Raw genomic sequence first — 18,709 nt, 5'->3', positions numbered from 1 at the left:
TTCATCTCCTTAGAAACCGAACTGGAACTGGGCGAGGAAGTCGCTGTACGAGAGGCTCTTGGCCTTGTCGTCGGTGTAATTGACGTTGAGCTGGAACTTGGTCGTCTGGGCGAAGAACACATTCAGGCCCGCCGTGTAGACGGTCGATTCGTCGCTCGTCTTGTCGGTGTTCGGGTCGAAGCGGTCATAGCGGAAGAACGGCTGGTAGGACTTCGGCCACCAGTCGTCGTAACGACCCTGGGCGCGGAAGCCCTTCACGAACTGTTCGCCGAAGTTGTAGAAGAAGGTCGCGGTGTGCGAATCGCTCTTGATCGACGCGACCTTGGTGTTGGCCTGTGTCGTACCGATCGGGGTGTCGTCGCGGCCCTGGATGTATTCGTAGGTAATGCCGAACGGTTCGTGGTTGTAGGTCACGTCGAGGCCGTAGCGGACCCGGTCGCCGGTGCCGACCAGCGTGCTGCTGCCCGGTACGAACAGGTTGGCCTTGCCGCGGTAGAACGAGCCGCCGACGGTGAGCTGACGCCACCACGAGTTGTAATCGGAGGGCACGGTGAACGCGAGCCGGCCGACCCAGTCCTTGGCGCTGTTGTTGTCCGAGGTGTTCGGACCGTTGCCGTTGACGACGCCGAAGGCGTACGAGAGCAATGGCGCACGGTAGTTGTAGCCGTAATCGACCACCGGATCGAAGTCGCCGCGGGCGATCAGGCCGATCTGGCGCTGCGCCAGACCGAGACGGGTGGTGAACTGGGCGTTCAGGATGACCGGCTTCAGGTCTTCGGTCGCCGGCACTTCGAGACCGAACGGCAGCAGTTGCTGGCCGAAGGCGACGTCGAGACGCGGGGTCGCCGGATCGATCGTCGGCAGCACCGAGTAGGTCAGATAGGCATCGAGCAGGTTGAGGAAACTGTTGTTGCTCGCCGTCTGCTGTGACGCACCGGCCGAGAGCCGGTAACCGAGGTTGCGGCCTTCGTCGTAATCCTTGTAGAGGTTGCCGGTGAACGCGAGGATCGCCGTCGGCACGTCGAAGCTCGAATTGCGGTCGTTGACGACACCGGCCGGCGTGGCGGCAGGCGTGCTGGTGTTCTGGGTCGAGTAGGCGGCGCGCGCCTGAATCGTTCCGCCAACGTTGAGTGCCCGCGTACTAGTCGCCGTCGCGGTGTCGCGATCACGCTGGACCTGATACTTGAAGTTCTCGAGGTCGGCCTGCACGCCCTGCAGGTCTTCGCGCGTTGCCGGCGCGCCGGCCGCATCGCTGGCGGCAACCGCCGTTGCGGCCGGTACCGCCGGCGCAGCCTTGCTGGCCTGCGCGTTCTGGTCGAGCTGCTGCTGCAGCGCCTCGACCGCCTTCTTCAGGGCAGCAATCTGCTTTTGCAGTTCTTCGTTGCTCGGCGCGGCGGCATGACCGGCGCTGGCCAGTGCCAGCAATCCGGCACCCAGCCAGTATCTGTGCTGTTGCATGGTGATCTCCCTTGATCCGTATGCGCACTCCTATGCAGGAATGTCGTCGGATTCATATAAGCGAAATGCATGCCAGCAAAATTCATTAGAAAAATCGGCAATAAAAGATCCGGACTGCCCGGTTTGCAACATGACCGCGCAACAGCCTGCTGCGAAATCAGCAACCACCCCGCAGGCCGCGCCATTGCTGCAAATCCAGCAGCGCTGCTGACCACGGTGTCCGGATTTCAACAACGTTTTTCCGGCTGCGCGGCACCGGAAACGGCGCAAGCCGCGTCAACGCTGGATTGGTTGCGTTTGGCACGCTTTTCGCTGAAGGAGTGGCAAGCCCGGTGAGGGCCACGACCGAACAGGAGAACAGCATGACCGCCGTACCGCCGCTGACCAGCCAGCTCTCGCGTGCTTTCTATGCACTCAATGCCACCGGCCGCCCCGATGCGATCCAGCCGCCCGAACAGATCACCATCCGCAAGAACGACGGCGCGCTCGGCGCCATTGTCGAAGGCCTCGACGCCAACCGACCGCAGGCCGCCGAGACCCTCCTGCGGCTCAAGCAGGCGCAGCACGAACACTTCATCCTGATTTTCAAGGGCCAGCAGCTGTCCGAAGCGGCGCTGCTGACCTTCGCGACCTACTTCGGCTCGGTGTTCAACCCGCCCGAGGACGTGCCGGTGCTGGCGTCGAGCGATGGCGGCAAGACGCCGGACGTGGTCCCGGTATCGAACGCACCGGGCGGCTACACCGGCAACGGCGAGCTGACACCGCACGCCGACCACCAGTGGACACCGATCCCGTCGGCCGGCTCGCTGCTGTATGCGGTCGAGCTGCCGAGCACCGGCGGCGACACCAGCTTCTACAACATCCATCAGGCGTACGAAGACCTCGACGCCGATACCAAGGCGCAGATCGCCGGGCTGCAGCACATCACCTACAACCCCTTCCTGCGCATCGTCGACAACGCCCGCCTCGTCCAGCGCGGCCAGTCGCCCGAGTGGCCGGCCTACCGCACGCCGGACCGCGAACCGCTGGGCCCGGGCTTCCCGGCACCGCTGGTCCGTACCCACCCGGAGAGCGGCAAGAAGGTGCTGTGGCTGTCGACACATACCGAGGATGAAGTCCTCGGCATCGATCCGGCCGAGGGCGCGGCGCTGATCGCCCGGCTGCGCGCGCACATCCAGCAGCCGCAATACCGCTACGAGCACAAGTGGACGCTCGGCGACATCGTGTTCTGGGACAACCGCGCCACGCTGCATTCGCGCACGGCCTTCCCGGAGAACGAACGCCGCGTCCTGAAACGCGTCAGCCTCGCCGGCTCGCGCCCGTTCTGATCCGGCCTTCGGGCGCATGCCTTCGCCGGCTGCGCCCGGATGCGGCACGGAATCCTTCGCAGTTCGAGTACCAGCGCTTTACCCCCGCAGTCCGAGTGTTCGCCCTACTACTTAGGAGTTTGTCATGAGCCAGATCACCCTCCATCCGGTCGCCGGTCGCATCGGTGCCGAAATCCGTGGCGTGCAGCTGTCGGGCACGCTGTCCACCGACGTCATCGCCGAGATCAACGCCGCGCTGATCAAGTACAAGGTCGTGTTCTTCCGCGGTCAGACGCTCGACGATGCAGGCCAGCAGGCCTTCGCCAGCCTGCTCGGCGATCCGGTCGCGCATCCGACCGTGCCGACGGTCGACGGTACCGACTACGTGCTCGAGCTCGACTCGGCCCACGGTGGCCGTGCCAACAGCTGGCACACCGACGTGACCTTCGTCGACGCCTATCCGAAGGCGTCGATCCTGCGTGCGATCAAGATCCCCGAGCACGGCGGCGACACGGTCTGGGCCAACACCCACACCGCATATCTGGATCTGCCGGCGTCGCTGCGCGAACTGGCCGACACCCTCTGGGCCGTGCACAGCAACGAGTACGACTACGCCAGCTATCGCCAGAACGTCAGTCCGGAAGCGATCGAGCGCTACAAGAACGTGTTCACGTCGACCCTGTACGAGACCGAACATCCGGTCGTCCACGTCCACCCGGAAACCGGCGAACGCAACCTGCTGCTCGGCCACTTCTTCAAGAAGCTGAAGGATCTGACCAGTGCCGACTCGCAGCACATTTACGCGGTACTGCAGAGCCACGTGACCCGGCTCGAAAACACCGTGCGCTGGCGCTGGCAGGCCGGTGACGTGGCGATCTGGGACAACCGTGCAACCCAGCACTATGCGATCAACGACTACGGCGATGCGCACCGCGTGCTGCACCGGGTCACCGTTGCCGGCGTACCGGCGGTGTCGGTCGACGGCCAGACCAGCCGCACGATCAGCAAGGTGCCGAAGTTCGCACCGGCGGCCAACAACGAGCAGATTCCGGCCGACAAGGCCGCGTGAGGCAGACCGAACACGCCGGGCCCGACGGCCCGGCTTTTCCCTCTACGGGCGCAGCAATGCGCCCTTCCCCGACGAGCTTGCCATGAGCCAACGCCAGCTTCACCTCAATGCCTTCCTGCTGACCAGCGGCCATCACGTTGCCGCGTGGCGCCATCCGGATGCCCAGGCCGATGCCGGCCTCAACCTTGCCCACTTCAAGCAGCTGGCGCAGACCGCCGAGCGCGGCAAGTTCGACGGCGTGTTCTTCGCCGACGGCGTCGCCGTCTGGGACTACCCGGCCGAAGTCATCGGCCGCTCGGGCCAGATCGGCCAGTTCGAGCCGCTGACCCTGCTGTCGGCGCTGTCGACCGTGACCGAGCGTATCGGCCTGATTGCAACCGCGTCGACGACGTACAACGAGCCCTATCACCTTGCACGCAAGTTCGCGTCGATCGACCACCTCTCCGGCGGCCGTGCCGGCTGGAATCTGGTCACGTCGGCGACCGATGCCGAAGCGCGCAATTTCAACCGCGAAGCCCACCTCGACCACGGCGTGCGTTACGAGCGCGCCCGCGAGTTCTACGACGTCGTCACCGCCCTATGGGACAGCTGGGGCGACGATGCCTTCATCCGCGACAAGCAGAGCGGCCAGTTCTTCGACGCCACCCAGCTGCATGCGCCGCACCACAAGGGCGAGCACTTCAGCGTGCGCGGCCCGCTGAACATCCCCCGCCCGCCGCAAGGGCATCCGGTCGTCGTCCAGGCCGGCTCGTCCGAGGCCGGACGCGAACTGGCGGCGCAAACCGCCGAGGTGATCTTCACCGCACAACAGACGCTCGACGACGCGCAGGCGTTCTACGCCGACGTCAAGGCAAGGCTGGCGCGCTACGGCCGCAGTACGGATTCGCTGAAAATCCTGCCCGGCATTTCGCCGATCATCGGCCGCACCGAGGACGAAGCCCAGCAGAAGTTCGCCGAGTTGCAGGCGCTGATCGATCCGCGCATCGGCGTCGCGCTGCTGTCGGGCCAGCTCGGCTTCAACCTGTCGGGCTACCCGCTCGACGGCCCGCTGCCGGACATCCCGGAAACCAACGGCCACAAGAGCCGGCAAGCGCTGGTGGTCGCGCTGGCGCGCCGCGACGGGCTGACGATCCGCCAGCTCGCGCAGCGCGTCGCCAGCGCACGCGGCCACTGGACCGTCGTCGGCACGCCGGAAAGCATCGCCGACCAGCTCGAACTGTGGTTCAGGGAAGGCGGCGCCGACGGCTTCAACGTGATGCCGCCGGTACTGCCGACCGGCCTGAACGAGTTCGTCGATCTGGTCGTCCCCGAACTGCAGCGGCGCGGCCTTTTCCGGACCGAGTACGCGGGCAAGACCCTGCGCGAACATCTGGGCCTGCCTCGCCCTATCAGCCGTCACGCCCGGCCGCAGGCCATCGCCGCCTGAGACTTGCCCGCCGGCCCGCAAAAGCAAAGCCCCGACGTGTCGGGGCTTTGTTGTCCGGCTCGGCGATTACTGCTGTACGTGCGCCGGATCCATATACATCAGTTCCCAGATGTGACCGTCGAGGTCTTCGAAGCCATGGCTGTACATGAAGCCGTAGTCCTTCGGTTCGCGCGGCGTCTTGCCGCCAGCGGCAACCGCCTTGGCCACCAGTGCGTCGACCTCGGCGCGGTTTTCACACGACAGGCAGGTCAGCGTTTCGACATGCGTGTGCGCATCGATCAAGGCCTTGTCGGTGAAGTTCTGGAAGAACGGTTTGACCAGCAGCATCACGTAGATCGTGTCGCTGATGACCATGCACGCTGCATTTTCGTCGGTGAACTGCTCGTTGAAGGTGTAACCGAGCGCGGCGAAGAAGGTTTTGGAACGTTCGAGGTTGTCGACCGCGAGATTGATGAACACTAGCTGGGCCATGGACGCATCCTTTCGGTAGGAACGGGCGCCGTCGTGGCTCCCGGTGTGTCTTTTTATCACAATGTCATTGCCGGCCAGCCCGATTCTTTCATGGAATTTTGGAATTTATAAAAGTTGTTTCCAGGTTCTAATACGTTGGATGCAAGCCGATGCCAAGGCCATCGCTCGCCGCAATCCCCCCATTCCGATCATCGACACAGAGGCAGCACATGAAACTCGGCTACACCATCATCTACGTGCCGGACGTTGCGGCATCGCTGGCGTTCTTCGAATCGGCCTTCGGCCTGCGCCGCCGCTTCCTGCACGAATCGGGCAGCTACGGCGAGCTGGAGACCGGCGAAACCGCGCTGGCGTTTGCCGACCATGCCCTCGGCGATGCCAATTTCCCCGGCGGCCATGTCGCCGCGCACGATTCGCCCAAACCGCTGGGCTTCGAGATCGCGCTGGTCACCGACGACGTCGCGGCCGCGCACGCCGCAGCGATCGGTGCCGGCGCGACCGAGCTGGCAGCACCGACCGACAAGCCCTGGGGGCAGACGGTGTCCTATGTGCGCTGCCCGGACGGCATCCTCGTCGAGCTGTGCACGCCGATGGCCGGCTAGCGAGGGCCGGGCCGGCCCCGCCACCGGAGGTGGCAACCGTTTCAGCGCGCCTGCGCGCCGATCCGGTCCAGCGACGCCGCCAGTGCGCACGTCGAACGGCGGCAGGCGACAAAGCGCACGTTCTCGGCCTGCGCAGCCGAGCGGTAATTGCGCATCACATTGTGGCCGAGAAAATCGGTGAACAGGATGACGATGTCCATGCCCTTGATGCCGCTCGGGCGGCGCTGGTGCGAGGGGTTGCGGCCGGTGATGTGGTGGCCGATGCGGATGCCGTAATCGGCGAGCACGTCGGGGATGTTGCCGAGTGAGTCGGCGCCGACGATGTAGGCCTGCAGCGCATCGGCGCGCGCCGCAGCATGCGTAGTGTGAGCGGTCATTTTGTTGTCCTTGCACGGGCTGTAGAGCCAGATTAGCCGTGTCAAAATAGAACAACAAAGAATATCAATTCAGATCAATATTCCATTCAATCAATAATCAAATCAGACTGTCAGCAAAGTACGACCATGCCGGACAACTGACAAAATCCGGGTGCAATCGTGCCGGGTGCTGCGCACTCGGGGTGCCGGGCAAGCGGAACACCTAAGCCGGAACCCGAGCACGTCGAATGCAGAGGGTCGCTCCGAGAGTCTCGCTAGTGCAGCGTGTCGCGCTGGGCCAGCGTCGGGAACAGCCGCATCCAGATCACGACCACCGCCAGAGTGCCGACGCCACCGAGCACGACCGCCAGCATCGGTCCGAGCAGCGCGGCGGTGACGCCGGATTCGAACTCGCCAAGCTGGTTCGATGCACCGATGAACAGGCCGTTGACCGCGCTGACCCGGCCGCGCATCGTGTCCGGCGTTTCCAGCTGCACGAAGGTGCCGCGAATCACCATGCTGATCATGTCGGCCACGCCGAGCACGACCAGCGCCGCCAGTGACAGCCAGAACTGCGTCGACAGGCCGAAAACGATGGTCGCGGCACCGAACACGGTGACGGCAATGAACATAGTCCGTCCGACCCGCTGTTTGAGCGGGAAATGCGCCAGCCAGATCGAGGTCGCGATCGCCCCGACCGCCGGTGCCGAGCGCAGCAGCCCCAGCCCCCACGGCCCGGTATGCAGGATGTCCTTGGCGAAAATCGGCAGCAGCGCCGTCGCTCCGCCGAGCAGCACCGCAAACAGGTCGAGCGAGATCGCACCGAAGATGTCCGGCCGCGAACGGATGAAGCGGATGCCGGCCAGCAGGTTGTCCAGCGTCGCCTTCTGCACCCCGCCCTGCGGTTTCTGCTGCGGCAACGCGAACATCAGGCCGGTGGCAACGGCATAGGCCAGCGCCGACAGGCCATAGGTCAGGTCCGGGCCGACCGCGTACAGAAAGCCGCCGATCGCCGGCGCGATGATGATGGCAGCCTGACGCGCCGACGCGGCTGCGGCAACTGCCGTCGGCAACAGCGGCGCCGGTACGATGCCGGGCAGCAATGCCTGCATGGCCGGCATTTCGAAGGCGCGTGCAGTGCCGAGCAGAAAGGCGACAGCAAAGATCGTTTCACGGTTGAGCCAGCCACCGATGCTGCCGGCAAACAGCAGCAGCGCCCCGGCCACCTGCAGCGCCTTGGTCAGCGCGCAGATCAGCCGGCGCTCGTACTTGTCGGCAACATGGCCGATCTGCAGCATGAACAGCACGCGCGGCAGGAATTCGAACAGACCGGTCAGCCCCAGATCGAGCGCACTGCCGGTCAGCGTGTACATCTGCCAGCCGATGGCGACGGTCAGAACCTGGAAGCCGCCTGCGGTCATGACCTGGGCGGACCAGAAGGCGAGGAAGGGACGGTGGTGACGCAGGGAATCGGCGGACATGGATCTGGACGGCGTCAGGCGGATGGATATCCGCCTAACGATGCGGCTGCGGGTAAGGTTGACATGTTACCCGATGCAACAATAAACAATAAAACCATCTACCGGCTGCACCGCCTCAGGCGGCGACCGCATCGCCACGCCACGCCGGCTCGCTGTCGCGCAGCATGCCGTGGCGCTTGAGCAGCGTGCGCAGCACGTTGCGCGAGATACCCAGCAGCGCTGCCGCGCGGACCTGATTGTAACCACTGTGGCGGTAAGCCTCGTTGAGGATCAGCCGTTCGAGTTCGTTGTACAGGCCCGGTTGCCCGGCCGCGAACAGCGCCCGCAGCTGCTGGCCCATCGCCACCAGCGGCGTTGCATGCACCTCGACGCCCGACGGTGCTACCGTCCGTGTCGGTGCTCCCGCCAGCTTCAGGTGCTCGGCGCGGATCTCGCCGCCACTGGCGACGAGCAGCGCGAAATGCACGACATTCTCCAGTTCGCGGATGTTGCCGGGCCAGGCATAGCCGAGCAGCGCCTGCGCGGCATCGTCCGACAGTTGCGGCTGCGCCAGTTGCAGACGTTGGCTGTAGCGGCCGATGAAGTAGTCGACCAGTGGCAGGATGTCGCCGCGCCGTTCGCGCAACGGCGGCAGCTGCAGCTGGGCGATGTTCAGCCGGTACAGCAGATCAAGACGGAAATGGCCGGCCGCAACCGCATCCCCGAGGTCGACGTTGGTCGCCGCCAGCAGGCGGACATCGACCGGGATCGGTTTGCGTGCGCCAACACGAACGACCTCGCCTTCCTGCAGCACCCGCAGCAACTTCACCTGCAGCGGCAGCGGCAGATCGCCGATTTCGTCGAGGAACAGCGTGCCGTGGTGGGCCGCTTCGAACCAGCCTTCGCGCCGCGCCACCGCACCGGTGAAAGCGCCGGCTTCGTGGCCGAACAGTTCACTCTCGGCCAGCTGTTCGCTGATTGCGCCGCAATTGACCGCAACGAACGGCCCCTTGCGGCCGCTGAGCTGGTGGATGTGTCGGGCAATCAGCTCCTTGCCGGTCCCGGTTTCGCCGATCACCAGCACCGGCATTGTCGACGGCGCGATCCGTTCGAGCTGTTGCAACAGTGCACGCGAGGTCTGGTCGGCAAATACCGCGGCCTTGGCGCGGATCGACAGCGGCGTATCGCCACCGGGGAAAGAAAGCAGGGTCGGGCTGGCGTCCATTCGGGTCTCCTGGGTTCAGGCGACCGGTCTTGCGACGCTGCGCCCTACGATTGTTGCGTAAGGCAATTTACCGCAGCTTCTTTATTCCAACAAATAATTACAAACCAATAACAAATTTCGATTAGGAATATAAAAGCAGCATCGTCAGCAAGGAAAGGCCGCTGCGGCGGCACCCGGAACTCATGCACAAGGTATCGATACGAACGATCTGTCGGAAACGAAAACCCCTGCGGTACCACACGCAAGGGTAAGGACACGCGCCACGGGGGCCAACCCGAAGCAGGCGGCGATGGCGACAACGGTAGCGCAGGCCGGGATCGACCCGGCCGGTTCAGGCGGAAGAACAGGCCGTCCGTGCGCTGGACGGCAAGGCAGCTACTCTTCCCAGACTTCCTGCGGCGCGGTGGCGAGGCGCCGATCCTCATGCGCCCAGCGCATCTGGCGGATCTTGAGGAAGGCTTCCTTCTTCAGCAGGCCTTTGGCCTGATCTTCGCTGGACAGCGCCCGTTCCTTCCTGATCGCAGCACCGTATAGCGTATCGAGGTACAACTCCGTACTGGGTTTCATGCCATGTCTCCGGGAGTCGAGATACTTGAGCCTACACCGATCCCGCAGCCCGACCACGCCTGACTCGCCTCCTGCATTGCAAACTGGGCGGCGATGCGACACCGCGGGCCTGTGCTGCGGCCCGATCAGACTGCCCTCTAAATATGGCAGCCTGATTGCAAATGCGCAGCTTGCGCCGATTGCGGCTTGTATGCGACAGCCTCGCCGAGCCACGCGGCCCAGCACGACAAGGCCATGAAAAAAGCCGGGCATCGCCCGGCTTTTTTCATGGATCCCGGCTCAGAGCCGGTATACCCCGCCCAGGGAGAGGTGCAGGTTGACGCGCTGAATCAGCCGCTCGTTCTCGACACGCAGCAGATTCATCCGGCTCGTGGCCAGCGCCAGCTGTTGCTGGTTCAACTGGTACTGGTCGCTCTTGCCGACCTTCAGTTGCACCCGCTGCAGATCGACCAGTTGCTGCTGGTCGGCAACCACGGCTTGCAACAGCGTCTGACGCTCCTCGAGTTTCTGGTCGGCGTACAGCCCGCCTTCGATCTCGTTCAGCGCGTTGAGCATGGCCTTGGCGTATGCGATCGTCGCCTCCTGCTGCTTGGCGGTTTTGACTTCAACCTGCGCATCGAGTGCGCCCCCCATGAACAGGGGTGCCAGCACCCGCGCGGTGCCGCCCCAGAGCGGATTGCTCAGGTCTTCCTGCAGCACCAGCAGGTTGTTGTCGACCACGCCGAAGCCTGCCATCAGCGAGATCGATGGCAGCTTGGCCTTTTTGGCGACCTCGACGTCATAGAAGGCCGCACGGAAGCGAGCTTCGGCCGCCCGCAGGTCCGGCCGGCGCTCCGCCAGTGCGGACGGCAAGCCGGCCGGAATCGGCTGGTTCAGCACCGGCAGCCGGCTGGCCACCTCCGCGTCCGCAGCCGGATAGCGGCCGACGAGAATGTCGAGCGCCCGCTGCGCCGCATTGAGCGCCTGCTGGCTCTGGATCAACTGCGCGCGGTAATTCCGCAAAGCAATCTGGGCCATGACGACGTCTTGCTGTGCATTGCGACCGACCCGTTTGCCGACCTGCACCAGCCCCAGTTGCCTGTCCGCCAGACCCACCATCGCTTGCGCCAGGGCGATCTGCCCGCGCGCCTCGACCGCGGCCAGCCAGGCCTTGACGACCGCGGCAGCGATCGACTGACGCGCATACAGCGCATCCAGCTCGGCCGAAATCGCCCGCTCGTTGCTGGCCGCCTGGGCGCTGCGGTTCTTGCCCCAGACGTCCAGCTCCCAGTTGGCCACCAGCGCCAGGCCGTTCAGCGCCAGCGTCGACGACGGCACCGCCGAATCCCCCGCCTGCGCACCGATACCCAGTGTCGGCAACAGTGCGGCCCCTGCGGCCTTGGTGGCGCTATGCGCCTGTTCGACCCGGGTCGCGGCCAGTTGCAGATCGGGGTTGTTGGCTTGCGCATCGCGGATCAGCTGCTGCAGCTCGGCCGGCAGCGTGAAGCCCAGGGCTTCGCGATCGAACTCGCCGGCGGTTTTGGCCTGCTTCCAGCCTGCCGGCATCTCGACCTGTCCCAACGCCCGCTTTTGCAATTCGGCCTGATCCGGCGGCTGCGGAATGGCACAACCGCCCAGCACCAGCGAAACAGCCAGCGCCAGGGTTGTGAAGTGTCGTGTTTGCAATTTCGAATTCATTGCCGCCCGCCCTTAGTGCAACTTCAGCACAAGGTAATTGAGCTTGGCTTGCGCACGGATCATCACCATGCGAACCAGATGCAATGGGGCCAGTTTGTCGGTATAGATCGCGCCACCACCCCGTGCGCCCATCGGAATGAACGGAATAGGCTCGCCTTCCTTGCCGACGATATCCAGCTTGACGGCATATTTCTGCGCCAGCGGAGCGTGCAGTTTTTCCATTGGCGTATCCGGAATCGCACCGCCCTGCATGTACTGACCTTGGCTATTGGCCCAGATGATGGAATCGACCTTCGCCGAAACCACTTCGCCCGGCAGGCTCAGAAAAGCAACTTCAGCCTTGTTGCCCGGCTTGATATAACGCAGTTCGTTCTGTTCGAAGAACGCGACAATCCGCTGCTCGTGTTCGACAAAGCTCATTGCCGGCCGGAATGGCAGCGCGGCAAGGAAATTGCCCGGACGTACCGAGACATTGACCGCATAGCCATCGGTCGGCGCACGGATGACCGTCGATTCAAGGTCGTACTTGGCCGATTCAAGCTGCGCCTTGATCCTGGCTACACTCGCCACATCCGGGCCAACCACGCCTTCGAGTTTGGTCTGGACCTTGTTTTCAGCCGTCTTGGTCGTCGCCAGATCCGCCTCGGCCTTCTTGACCTCGGTGCCGAAGTGCTCGACATCGTACTGATTGCCGGCCCCGGCCTTGGCCAGTTCTTGCGATTCGGCCAGACGCTTTTTCATCAGGTCCAGATGGGCCTGCGCCGACAGGGTCGTGCTCTTCGCGGTATCCAGATCCTGCCACAGCGTCTTGGCCGATGCGGTTGCATCCACCAGTTGTGCTTCCAGTTCCTTGACTTTCAGGCGATACGGGGTGTTGTCGATCTCGAGCAGGATGTCGCCCTTCTTGATCATCTGGTTACCCTCGATCGCAACCCGGGTCACCGTACCCGCAACGCGGGGCACCACTTCGACCACGTAGTTGACCGCACGCACGTCGCTGGTCGACGGTGTCACCACGTTGATGGTGAAAATGATCGTAGCCGCCAGCGCCAGCGCACCGGCAACGGCGCCCACCTGCGTCTTGATATTCCACGGCAGTACTTTCAACTTGATGCACAGAAGCCAGACCAGAAAGGCATAACCGCCGATAATGATTTCCAGCATTATTGTGCCCCTTCCGAATTGACCGGTGCCGAATCCTTGCGTTGCGTATTCAGGATCAAATCCCGTTTTTTGTTCAAACCATCCATTTTTTCTTTCAACAGCATCAATTCGTCATCGACAATGGCCAGATCCATCGGCTTGCTGCCATGCTCGCCATCCGGCTTCAGGAAATAATCATCATGCTTGTCGGTTCCGTAAGCCTGCTTGTAGCTGGTCGGTTTGGTAAATGCCCATAACCAGGCAATCGGCCACAGCAAACCACCAAAGGCCAGCGACAGAAGGCACAGTACCTGAATGGCGTGCTTTTGCGGATGATTGTGCTTTTCCGCATAAACCTCGGGCAGTACATGTACTTTCCAGAACAGGTAAAGCGCCCCGATCGGGACGACAATGATCACGACCCACACCATTACGTCGGCGATCGTTTCTTCCATTCCGGCCATTGCCCAGGCCCGCATCGGCAGAATCGCAAGCAGTGCTGCCAGGCCTGCAGCTTGTATTGCATTTCTCGTTTTTGACCTCATACCCTTAAACCTCGCAACGGCAAATATGTGATATTTGGCAAGAGCAATCAGATACTCTCGTTGAAACATAAAACCAATGAATGATATCGCCGGCCTACCCGAATCATGACACCACAACAGGCGGATCGGTTCAATCAACCACTTTCTTTTTAATCAATAAATAAACTAGTCTAGGCAAATTCACGTCTACCGACCGTTTGATTTTGACGACCGCGGTCAATTCCGGATTATGCACTGTCTGCACTTTTTTACGCAGGATAGCAGTCTCTAGTCCGCACTGCGGCAGCGCCCTTGGCTGATCGTGCGGAAAAACCTGCTAAAGACTGGGCGTACGCTGAACGGACCTGCCGGCCGGCCTTCTCGAATTGGCGACTTCGGCTGTGCCGATTAGCCTTGGCCTGCCTGCTACTGGCGGTGCCCCGGGCGCCCGGCAATGACTGCGGCCGGAGCACGACCGACGAGCCTGTGCGCAATGCCGTGGTGCCAAGGCCGCATAGCCCGGCTCACGCCCGGGACACCTTCGGGTCGGCTGCCGATCCAGGCCTCCAACCCGGCAGCCGGAATTTGCGCCGCGGCTGCCGTCAATTTGCATCAAGCCAATTGTGATCGGTATGTAAACAAGGTCAACGCAGATTGCAGCGACCGCGTTGTAGCGCGACACATCGTCGGAGACCATGATGCTGAAACCTGTCTGGGTACTGGCACTGGCCGGCCTGATCAGTGCACAGGCACTGCAGGCCGCGGACGCCGACTTCGTCTGGCTGCGACGCCTCGGCTTCGGGGTCGATGCACAGGCGCTGGATGCGCTTCGCGCGCAGGGGATCAATCGCTATCTCGATGCCCAGCTCGGCCCGGAGCAACCGTTGCCCGTCACCGTGCAGGCACAAATCGATGCGATGCAGATCAGCAGCACCGGCATCCCCGCCCTCTTTGCGCAGGCCGACGCGCTCAAGGCCGCCATCGACGCCGCGCAAAGCGATACCGACAAGCAGGCGGCGAAAAAGGCCCACGGCGCCTTCGAGCAAAACCTGCTGCAGCAGGCAATGCAGCGCAATCTGCTGCGCGCCATCCATTCGCCCGATCCGCTGCGGCAGAAGCTGGTGTGGTTCTGGTTCAACCAATTCAACGTGTTTTCCGGCAAGGGCAACGGCCGGCTGCTGATTCCCGATTACGAGGAGAACGCGATCCGTCCCTACGCGCTCGGCCGTTTCCGCGATCTGGTGATGGCGACGCTGAAGCACCCTGCGATGCTGGTCTACCTCGACAACGCGCAAAACGCCGTCGGCAAGCTGAACGAAAACTACGCGCGCGAACTGATGGAGCTGCACACGCTCGGCGTCGACGGCGGCTATACGCAGGCCGACGTGCAGGCGCTGGCACGCATCCTCACCGGCGTCGGCGTCAACCTGCGCGGCGAAGTACGGCCGCGCGCGGCGATGCAGACCGGCTATCTGCACGAAGGCGGATTCGAATTCATTCCGCGCCGCCACGACTGGGGCGACAAGGTGCTGCTGGGGCAGACGATCAAGGGCACCGGGTTCGACGAGGTCGAGGCCGCCGTGACCTTGCTGTGCCGCCAGCCGGCCACAGCGCGTCACATCTCGCAGCAACTGGCGACCTATCTGCTCGGCAGCCCGGCCGACCCGAAGCTTGTCGCCCGGATGGCCGAGGCCTTCCTGCGCAGCGACGGCGACATCGCCGCCACGGTGCGCGTGCTGTTCCTCTCGCCGCAGGCCCGCAGCGCACCGCCGTTCTACACCGACCCCTACCGCTATGTCGTCTCGGCGCTGCGCCAGGGCTACGCCGGCCAGACGCTGGGCAATGTGCAGCCGGCGATCAACTGGCTGAACCAGCAGGGCGAACCGCTGTACGGCCGGCTGACGCCGGACGGCTACCCGATTGATGGCGACGCGTGGGCCAGCGACGGCCAGATGGTGAAGCGCTTTGAAGTCGCCCGTTCCCTCGCCGGCGGCCGGGCGCCATTGGCGGCAAGTACTGCCGCCGCGCCGTCGTACCAGTGGCGCTTCGCGCAATCGGTCGGTGTGCAGACCCGCAGCGTGCTCGACCGCGCTACCACGCCGACCGAATGGAACCTGTTGTGGCTGTCCGCCCCGGAGATGAACCATGACTGACCTCGTCCGCCGCCGGCTGCTGCAGGGGCTCGGCGCTGGCCTGCTTGCCGGTGGACTGCCAGCGCAACTCTGGGCCGCCCCGGCAGCCGCGCCGCGGCTGCTGCTGGTTTTCCTGCGCGGCGCCTACGACGCCACCAGCGTGCTGGTGCCCTACCGCAGCGACGATTACTACCGGCTGCGGCCGAACATCGCCATCGCCACGCCCGATACGGACAATCCGGCAGCGGCGCTGCAGCTCGACGACCAGTGGGGGCTTCATCCGGCGCTGCAGGACAGCCTGTACCCGCTCTGGCAGGCCGGCGAGCTGGCCTTCGTCCCGTTTGTCGGCACCGACGACACCTCGCGCAGCCACTTCGAAACGCAGGACCGGATCGAGGCCGGCCTGCCCGACACCGCCTCGCTGGCATCGCACAGCGGCTTTCTCGGCCGGCTCAGCCGCGTGCTGCAGACCACGCCCGGTATCGCCTTCACCGCCGCATTGCCGGCGGTGTTTGCCGGCGGCGATCGCATCCCCAATCTGGCGCTGCGCGACGCGGCGACCGCGCCGTTCGATCCGCGCCAGAGCGGGCTGCTTGCCGATCTGTACCGGGGACACCCGCTCGAAGACCGCGTCCGCGCCGGACTGGAAATGCGCCAGGACGTCGCACGCATGCTGGCCGGCGACATGCAGGCGGCCAGCCGCGGCGCGGTATCGTCGGCCGCGTTCGAACAGCAGGCGCGGCGGATGGCAACGCTGATGCGCGACCAGTACCGGCTCGGCTTCGTCGATGTCGGCGGCTGGGACACCCATGTCAACCAAGGCGGCGCACAGGGCCAGCTGGCCGGCCTGCTCGGCAACCTCGGCCGCGGCCTCGCGGCATTCCGCGACGAGCTGGGCACGCCGGCCTGGCGCGATACCGTGGTCGTCGTGATGTCGGAATTCGGCCGTACCTTCCGAGAGAACGGCAACCGGGGCACCGACCACGGCCACGGCACCGTGTACTGGGTCATGGGCGGCAGCGTGCGCGGCAGGCAGATCGCCGGGCGGCAGATTGCGCTCAGCGAAGCAACGCTGTTCCAGAACCGGGACTATCCGGTGCTGAACGAGTACCGTGGTGTGCTGGGCGGCGTGCTGAAAACGCACTACCGCCTGAACGACAGGCAACTGGCGGCAGTATTCCCCGGTGCCGCGCCGCTCGACCTCGGGCTGCTCGACCTCAAGCGGCTCTGAAACCGCGCGGGTGCTTCAGGCCCCCTGTGCAGCCAGCCCGCTCGCCGGTTGCTGACGGCCACGATTGATCCGCAGCACCAGCACCGCGCCGATCAGGCACAGGCCGCCCGAAATCCACGTCGCCGCGGTGTACGAGCCGAGGCTGCCGCGCAGCAGTCCGGCGCCCAGCGCCGCGAACGCTGCACCCAGCTGGTGGCCGGCGACGATCCAGCCGAAGATCACCGGCGCGTCGGCGCTGCCGAAGCGTTCGGTCGTCAACTTCACCGTCGGCGGCACTGTCGCCACCCAGTCCAGCCCGTAGAACATCGAGAACAGCGGCAGCCCCATCAGGCCGAAACCGAAAGCGTACGGCAGGTAGAGCAGCGCCAGTCCGCGCAGGCCGTAGTACCAGAACAGCAGGGTCCGGGCGTTGTAGCGGTCGGACAGCCAGCCCGACATCGTCGTGCCGACCAGATCGAACAGCCCCATTGCCGCGAGGATGCTCGCGCCCTTCACCGGGGTGATGTTGTAGTCGCCGCACATGGCGATGAAGTGGGTACCGATATAACCGTTGGTGCTGGCGCCACAGATGAAGAAGCTGGCAAACAGCAGCCAGAAATCGCGCGTTTTCGCCGCCTTTCCGAGCGCACCGAAGGCAATGGCGATCGGATTGCGCCTGGCCGCCGCCACATCACTGAAATCCTCCGGCGCGCCGTAGGGCTTGAGGCCGACGCTGGCCGGTTTTTCCGGCAGCAGGAAGGCCAGCAGCGGAATCACCACTGCCGCTGCCACGGCGACGGTCAGCACCGCCGGGCGCCAGCCCTGGTGCTCGGTCAGCGCCGCCAGCAGCGGCAGGAACACCAGTTGGCCGGTGGCCGAGCTGGCGGTCAGCAGCCCCATCGCCAGACCGCGCCGCTGCGCGAACCAGCGGTTGACCACGGTCGCCCCGAGCGTCATCGCCGTCGCGCCGGTCGCACAGCCGACGATCAGCCCCCAGATCAGCTGCAGCTGCCACGTCGCCTGCATCAGGCTCGACAGTGCGATGGCGGCGGACAGAATGGTCAGCGCGGTCAGCACCGTGCGGCGCAGGCCGAAGCGCAGCATCGCCGCCGCGGCAAACGGCCCCATCAGCCCGAACAGCGCCAGATTGATCGACAGCGCCGCCGAGATCGTTGCCCGGCTCCAGCCGAACTCGTGCTCAAGCGGCACCATCATCACGCTCGGCGTCGCCCGCGTGCCGGCGGTGATCAGCATCACCAGAAAAGTGACGGCGATGACGATCCAGCCGTAGTGCAGCCGGCCTTCGAACCTGTGGGCGATGCGTTTCATCGGCACATCCTGAATGCAGTGGAATTGACGATGTTACCGACCGGTAACATCACCTTGCCGATGCTATGTACCGAGCGGTAACATGTCAAGCGACACTCTCGTCCGTTCATCCAGTCCGTTGCCATGAACACCACCGCCAAACCGCCCCGCACCATCGTCGACGCCGACACTGCAGCAGCCCGCATCCTCGATGCCGCCGAAACGCTGTTCTATCGCGAAGGCTCGCGCAACGTGGGCGTCGACGCCGTGGTCAAGGAGGCCGGCGTCAACAAGATGAGCCTGTACCGGCAGTTCAGCTCCAAGGACGAGCTGCTGCGGCGCTACCTGCAACGTCGCGACGACCGTTTCTGGGGCTATGTCGACGCCAGCCTCGAGCTGCACCCTCATGACGCCGCCGCCGCACTGCGGCAGTTCTTCGCCGATCTGGCCGAGCGCGCCGGCAACCCGGCCTATCGCGGCTGCCCCTTCGTCAACATCGCGGTCGAGTACCCGGAGCGCGAGCATTTCGCCCGCGTCTTCGTTGCCGACAACAAACGCCAGCTGCTGCAAAAACTGACCGAACTCGCGACCCGCGCCGGCGCGCGCGATCCGGCCGCGCTGGCAAAGGGTCTGGCATTGCTGATCGAAGGTGCCTACGCGGCCAGCCAGACCTACGCTCCCGAAACCGAGTTGCTTTCAGCGCTACCGGCGACGGCCGATCTTCTGATCGCCGCCGCGATGCTGTCGTAAGCAAACACATTTCGTGATGCTTTC

Annotated in this window: 18 protein-coding genes; 8 read left to right on the top strand and 10 right to left on the bottom strand. The window is 64.4% G+C overall.

The genetic code is table 11. The features are described 5' to 3' along the window. Positions 1 to 9: 9 nt before the first annotated feature. Positions 10 to 1,458 (bottom strand): putative porin, encoded by a 1,449-nt coding sequence (locus JMJ54_RS14345; protein ID WP_203539237.1) that lies wholly within the window; start codon positions 1,456 to 1,458, stop codon positions 10 to 12. Between the two features lie 69 nt (positions 1,459 to 1,527). Between JMJ54_RS14345 and JMJ54_RS14340 the strand changes: the two genes are divergently transcribed. The 4 genes from JMJ54_RS14340 (at position 1,528) to JMJ54_RS14325 (ending at position 5,260) form a co-directional block, all read left to right on the top strand. Continuing rightward, positions 1,528 to 1,794, top strand: coding sequence for a hypothetical protein (locus JMJ54_RS14340; RefSeq protein ID WP_203539236.1), 267 nt, complete (start codon positions 1,528 to 1,530; stop codon positions 1,792 to 1,794). A 26-nt stretch (positions 1,795 to 1,820) separates the two neighbouring features. Beyond that, the gene (locus JMJ54_RS14335; RefSeq protein WP_203539235.1) at positions 1,821 to 2,786 is read left to right on the top strand and encodes a TauD/TfdA dioxygenase family protein; all 966 of its coding nucleotides are present in this window, start codon (positions 1,821 to 1,823) and stop codon (positions 2,784 to 2,786) included. A gap of 124 nt (positions 2,787 to 2,910) precedes the next feature. Continuing rightward, positions 2,911 to 3,834, top strand: coding sequence for a TauD/TfdA dioxygenase family protein (locus tag JMJ54_RS14330; RefSeq protein ID WP_203539234.1), 924 nt, complete (start codon positions 2,911 to 2,913; stop codon positions 3,832 to 3,834). Positions 3,835 to 3,916: 82 nt separating this feature from the next. Then, a complete protein-coding gene (locus JMJ54_RS14325; RefSeq protein ID WP_203539233.1) occupies positions 3,917 to 5,260 on the top strand; it encodes an LLM class flavin-dependent oxidoreductase in 1,344 nt (447 codons plus the stop codon). A 66-nt stretch (positions 5,261 to 5,326) separates the two neighbouring features. On the opposite strand, the gene JMJ54_RS14320 is transcribed toward JMJ54_RS14325, so the two are convergent. Beyond that, positions 5,327 to 5,731, bottom strand: a complete 405-nt coding sequence (locus tag JMJ54_RS14320) for a VOC family protein (RefSeq protein WP_203539232.1) — start codon at positions 5,729 to 5,731, stop codon at positions 5,327 to 5,329. Between the two features lie 209 nt (positions 5,732 to 5,940). Between JMJ54_RS14320 and JMJ54_RS14315 the strand changes: the two genes are divergently transcribed. Further along, positions 5,941 to 6,333, top strand: a complete 393-nt coding sequence (locus JMJ54_RS14315; RefSeq protein ID WP_203539231.1) for a VOC family protein — start codon at positions 5,941 to 5,943, stop codon at positions 6,331 to 6,333. A 41-nt stretch (positions 6,334 to 6,374) separates the two neighbouring features. Here JMJ54_RS14315 and JMJ54_RS14310 read toward each other — a convergent pair whose 3' ends face one another. From JMJ54_RS14310 to JMJ54_RS14280, 7 genes are all read right to left on the bottom strand, one after another. Further along, the gene (locus tag JMJ54_RS14310) at positions 6,375 to 6,710 is read right to left on the bottom strand and encodes a DUF2325 domain-containing protein (protein WP_308438008.1); all 336 of its coding nucleotides are present in this window, start codon (positions 6,708 to 6,710) and stop codon (positions 6,375 to 6,377) included. A gap of 254 nt (positions 6,711 to 6,964) precedes the next feature. Continuing rightward, on the bottom strand, positions 6,965 to 8,170 hold the full coding sequence (locus JMJ54_RS14305) for an MFS transporter (RefSeq protein WP_203539230.1): 1,206 nt from the start codon (positions 8,168 to 8,170) through the stop codon (positions 6,965 to 6,967). A gap of 115 nt (positions 8,171 to 8,285) precedes the next feature. After that, a complete protein-coding gene (locus JMJ54_RS14300) occupies positions 8,286 to 9,374 on the bottom strand; it encodes a sigma-54 interaction domain-containing protein (RefSeq protein WP_203539229.1) in 1,089 nt (362 codons plus the stop codon). 375 nt (positions 9,375 to 9,749) lie between these two features. Further along, positions 9,750 to 9,941, bottom strand: coding sequence for a hypothetical protein (locus JMJ54_RS14295; protein ID WP_203539228.1), 192 nt, complete (start codon positions 9,939 to 9,941; stop codon positions 9,750 to 9,752). A gap of 279 nt (positions 9,942 to 10,220) precedes the next feature. Beyond that, positions 10,221 to 11,618, bottom strand: coding sequence for a TolC family protein (locus tag JMJ54_RS14290; protein WP_203539227.1), 1,398 nt, complete (start codon positions 11,616 to 11,618; stop codon positions 10,221 to 10,223). 12 nt (positions 11,619 to 11,630) lie between these two features. Further along, positions 11,631 to 12,782, bottom strand: coding sequence for an HlyD family secretion protein (locus JMJ54_RS14285; RefSeq protein ID WP_203539226.1), 1,152 nt, complete (start codon positions 12,780 to 12,782; stop codon positions 11,631 to 11,633). Continuing rightward, entirely contained in the window at positions 12,782 to 13,444 is a 663-nt protein-coding gene (locus JMJ54_RS14280; protein ID WP_203539225.1) for a DUF3302 domain-containing protein, read from the bottom strand. The genes JMJ54_RS14285 and JMJ54_RS14280 overlap by 1 nt, the downstream gene beginning before the upstream one ends. Before the next feature lie 539 nt (positions 13,445 to 13,983). Between JMJ54_RS14280 and JMJ54_RS14275 the strand changes: the two genes are divergently transcribed. After that, a complete protein-coding gene (locus JMJ54_RS14275; RefSeq protein WP_203539224.1) occupies positions 13,984 to 15,438 on the top strand; it encodes a DUF1800 domain-containing protein in 1,455 nt (484 codons plus the stop codon). Next, entirely contained in the window at positions 15,431 to 16,648 is a 1,218-nt protein-coding gene (locus JMJ54_RS14270; protein WP_203539223.1) for a DUF1501 domain-containing protein, read from the top strand. Before JMJ54_RS14275 ends, JMJ54_RS14270 begins: the two co-directional genes overlap by 8 nt. Positions 16,649 to 16,663: 15 nt before the next feature. Here JMJ54_RS14270 and JMJ54_RS14265 read toward each other — a convergent pair whose 3' ends face one another. Next, the gene (locus JMJ54_RS14265) at positions 16,664 to 17,956 is read right to left on the bottom strand and encodes an MFS transporter (protein ID WP_203539222.1); all 1,293 of its coding nucleotides are present in this window, start codon (positions 17,954 to 17,956) and stop codon (positions 16,664 to 16,666) included. A gap of 123 nt (positions 17,957 to 18,079) precedes the next feature. On the opposite strand from JMJ54_RS14265, the gene JMJ54_RS14260 reads away from it, so the two are divergent. Beyond that, entirely contained in the window at positions 18,080 to 18,685 is a 606-nt protein-coding gene (locus JMJ54_RS14260) for a TetR/AcrR family transcriptional regulator (RefSeq protein WP_203539221.1), read from the top strand. Positions 18,686 to 18,709: the final 24 nt, after the last annotated feature.

Origin of the sequence: Jeongeupia naejangsanensis, assembly GCF_016865585.1 — a bacterium.
GTDB classification, from domain to species: domain Bacteria; phylum Pseudomonadota; class Gammaproteobacteria; order Burkholderiales; family Chitinibacteraceae; genus Jeongeupia; species Jeongeupia naejangsanensis.
Note: the sequence above shows the minus strand (reverse complement) of the source record. Positions and strands in the feature narration are given on the sequence as shown.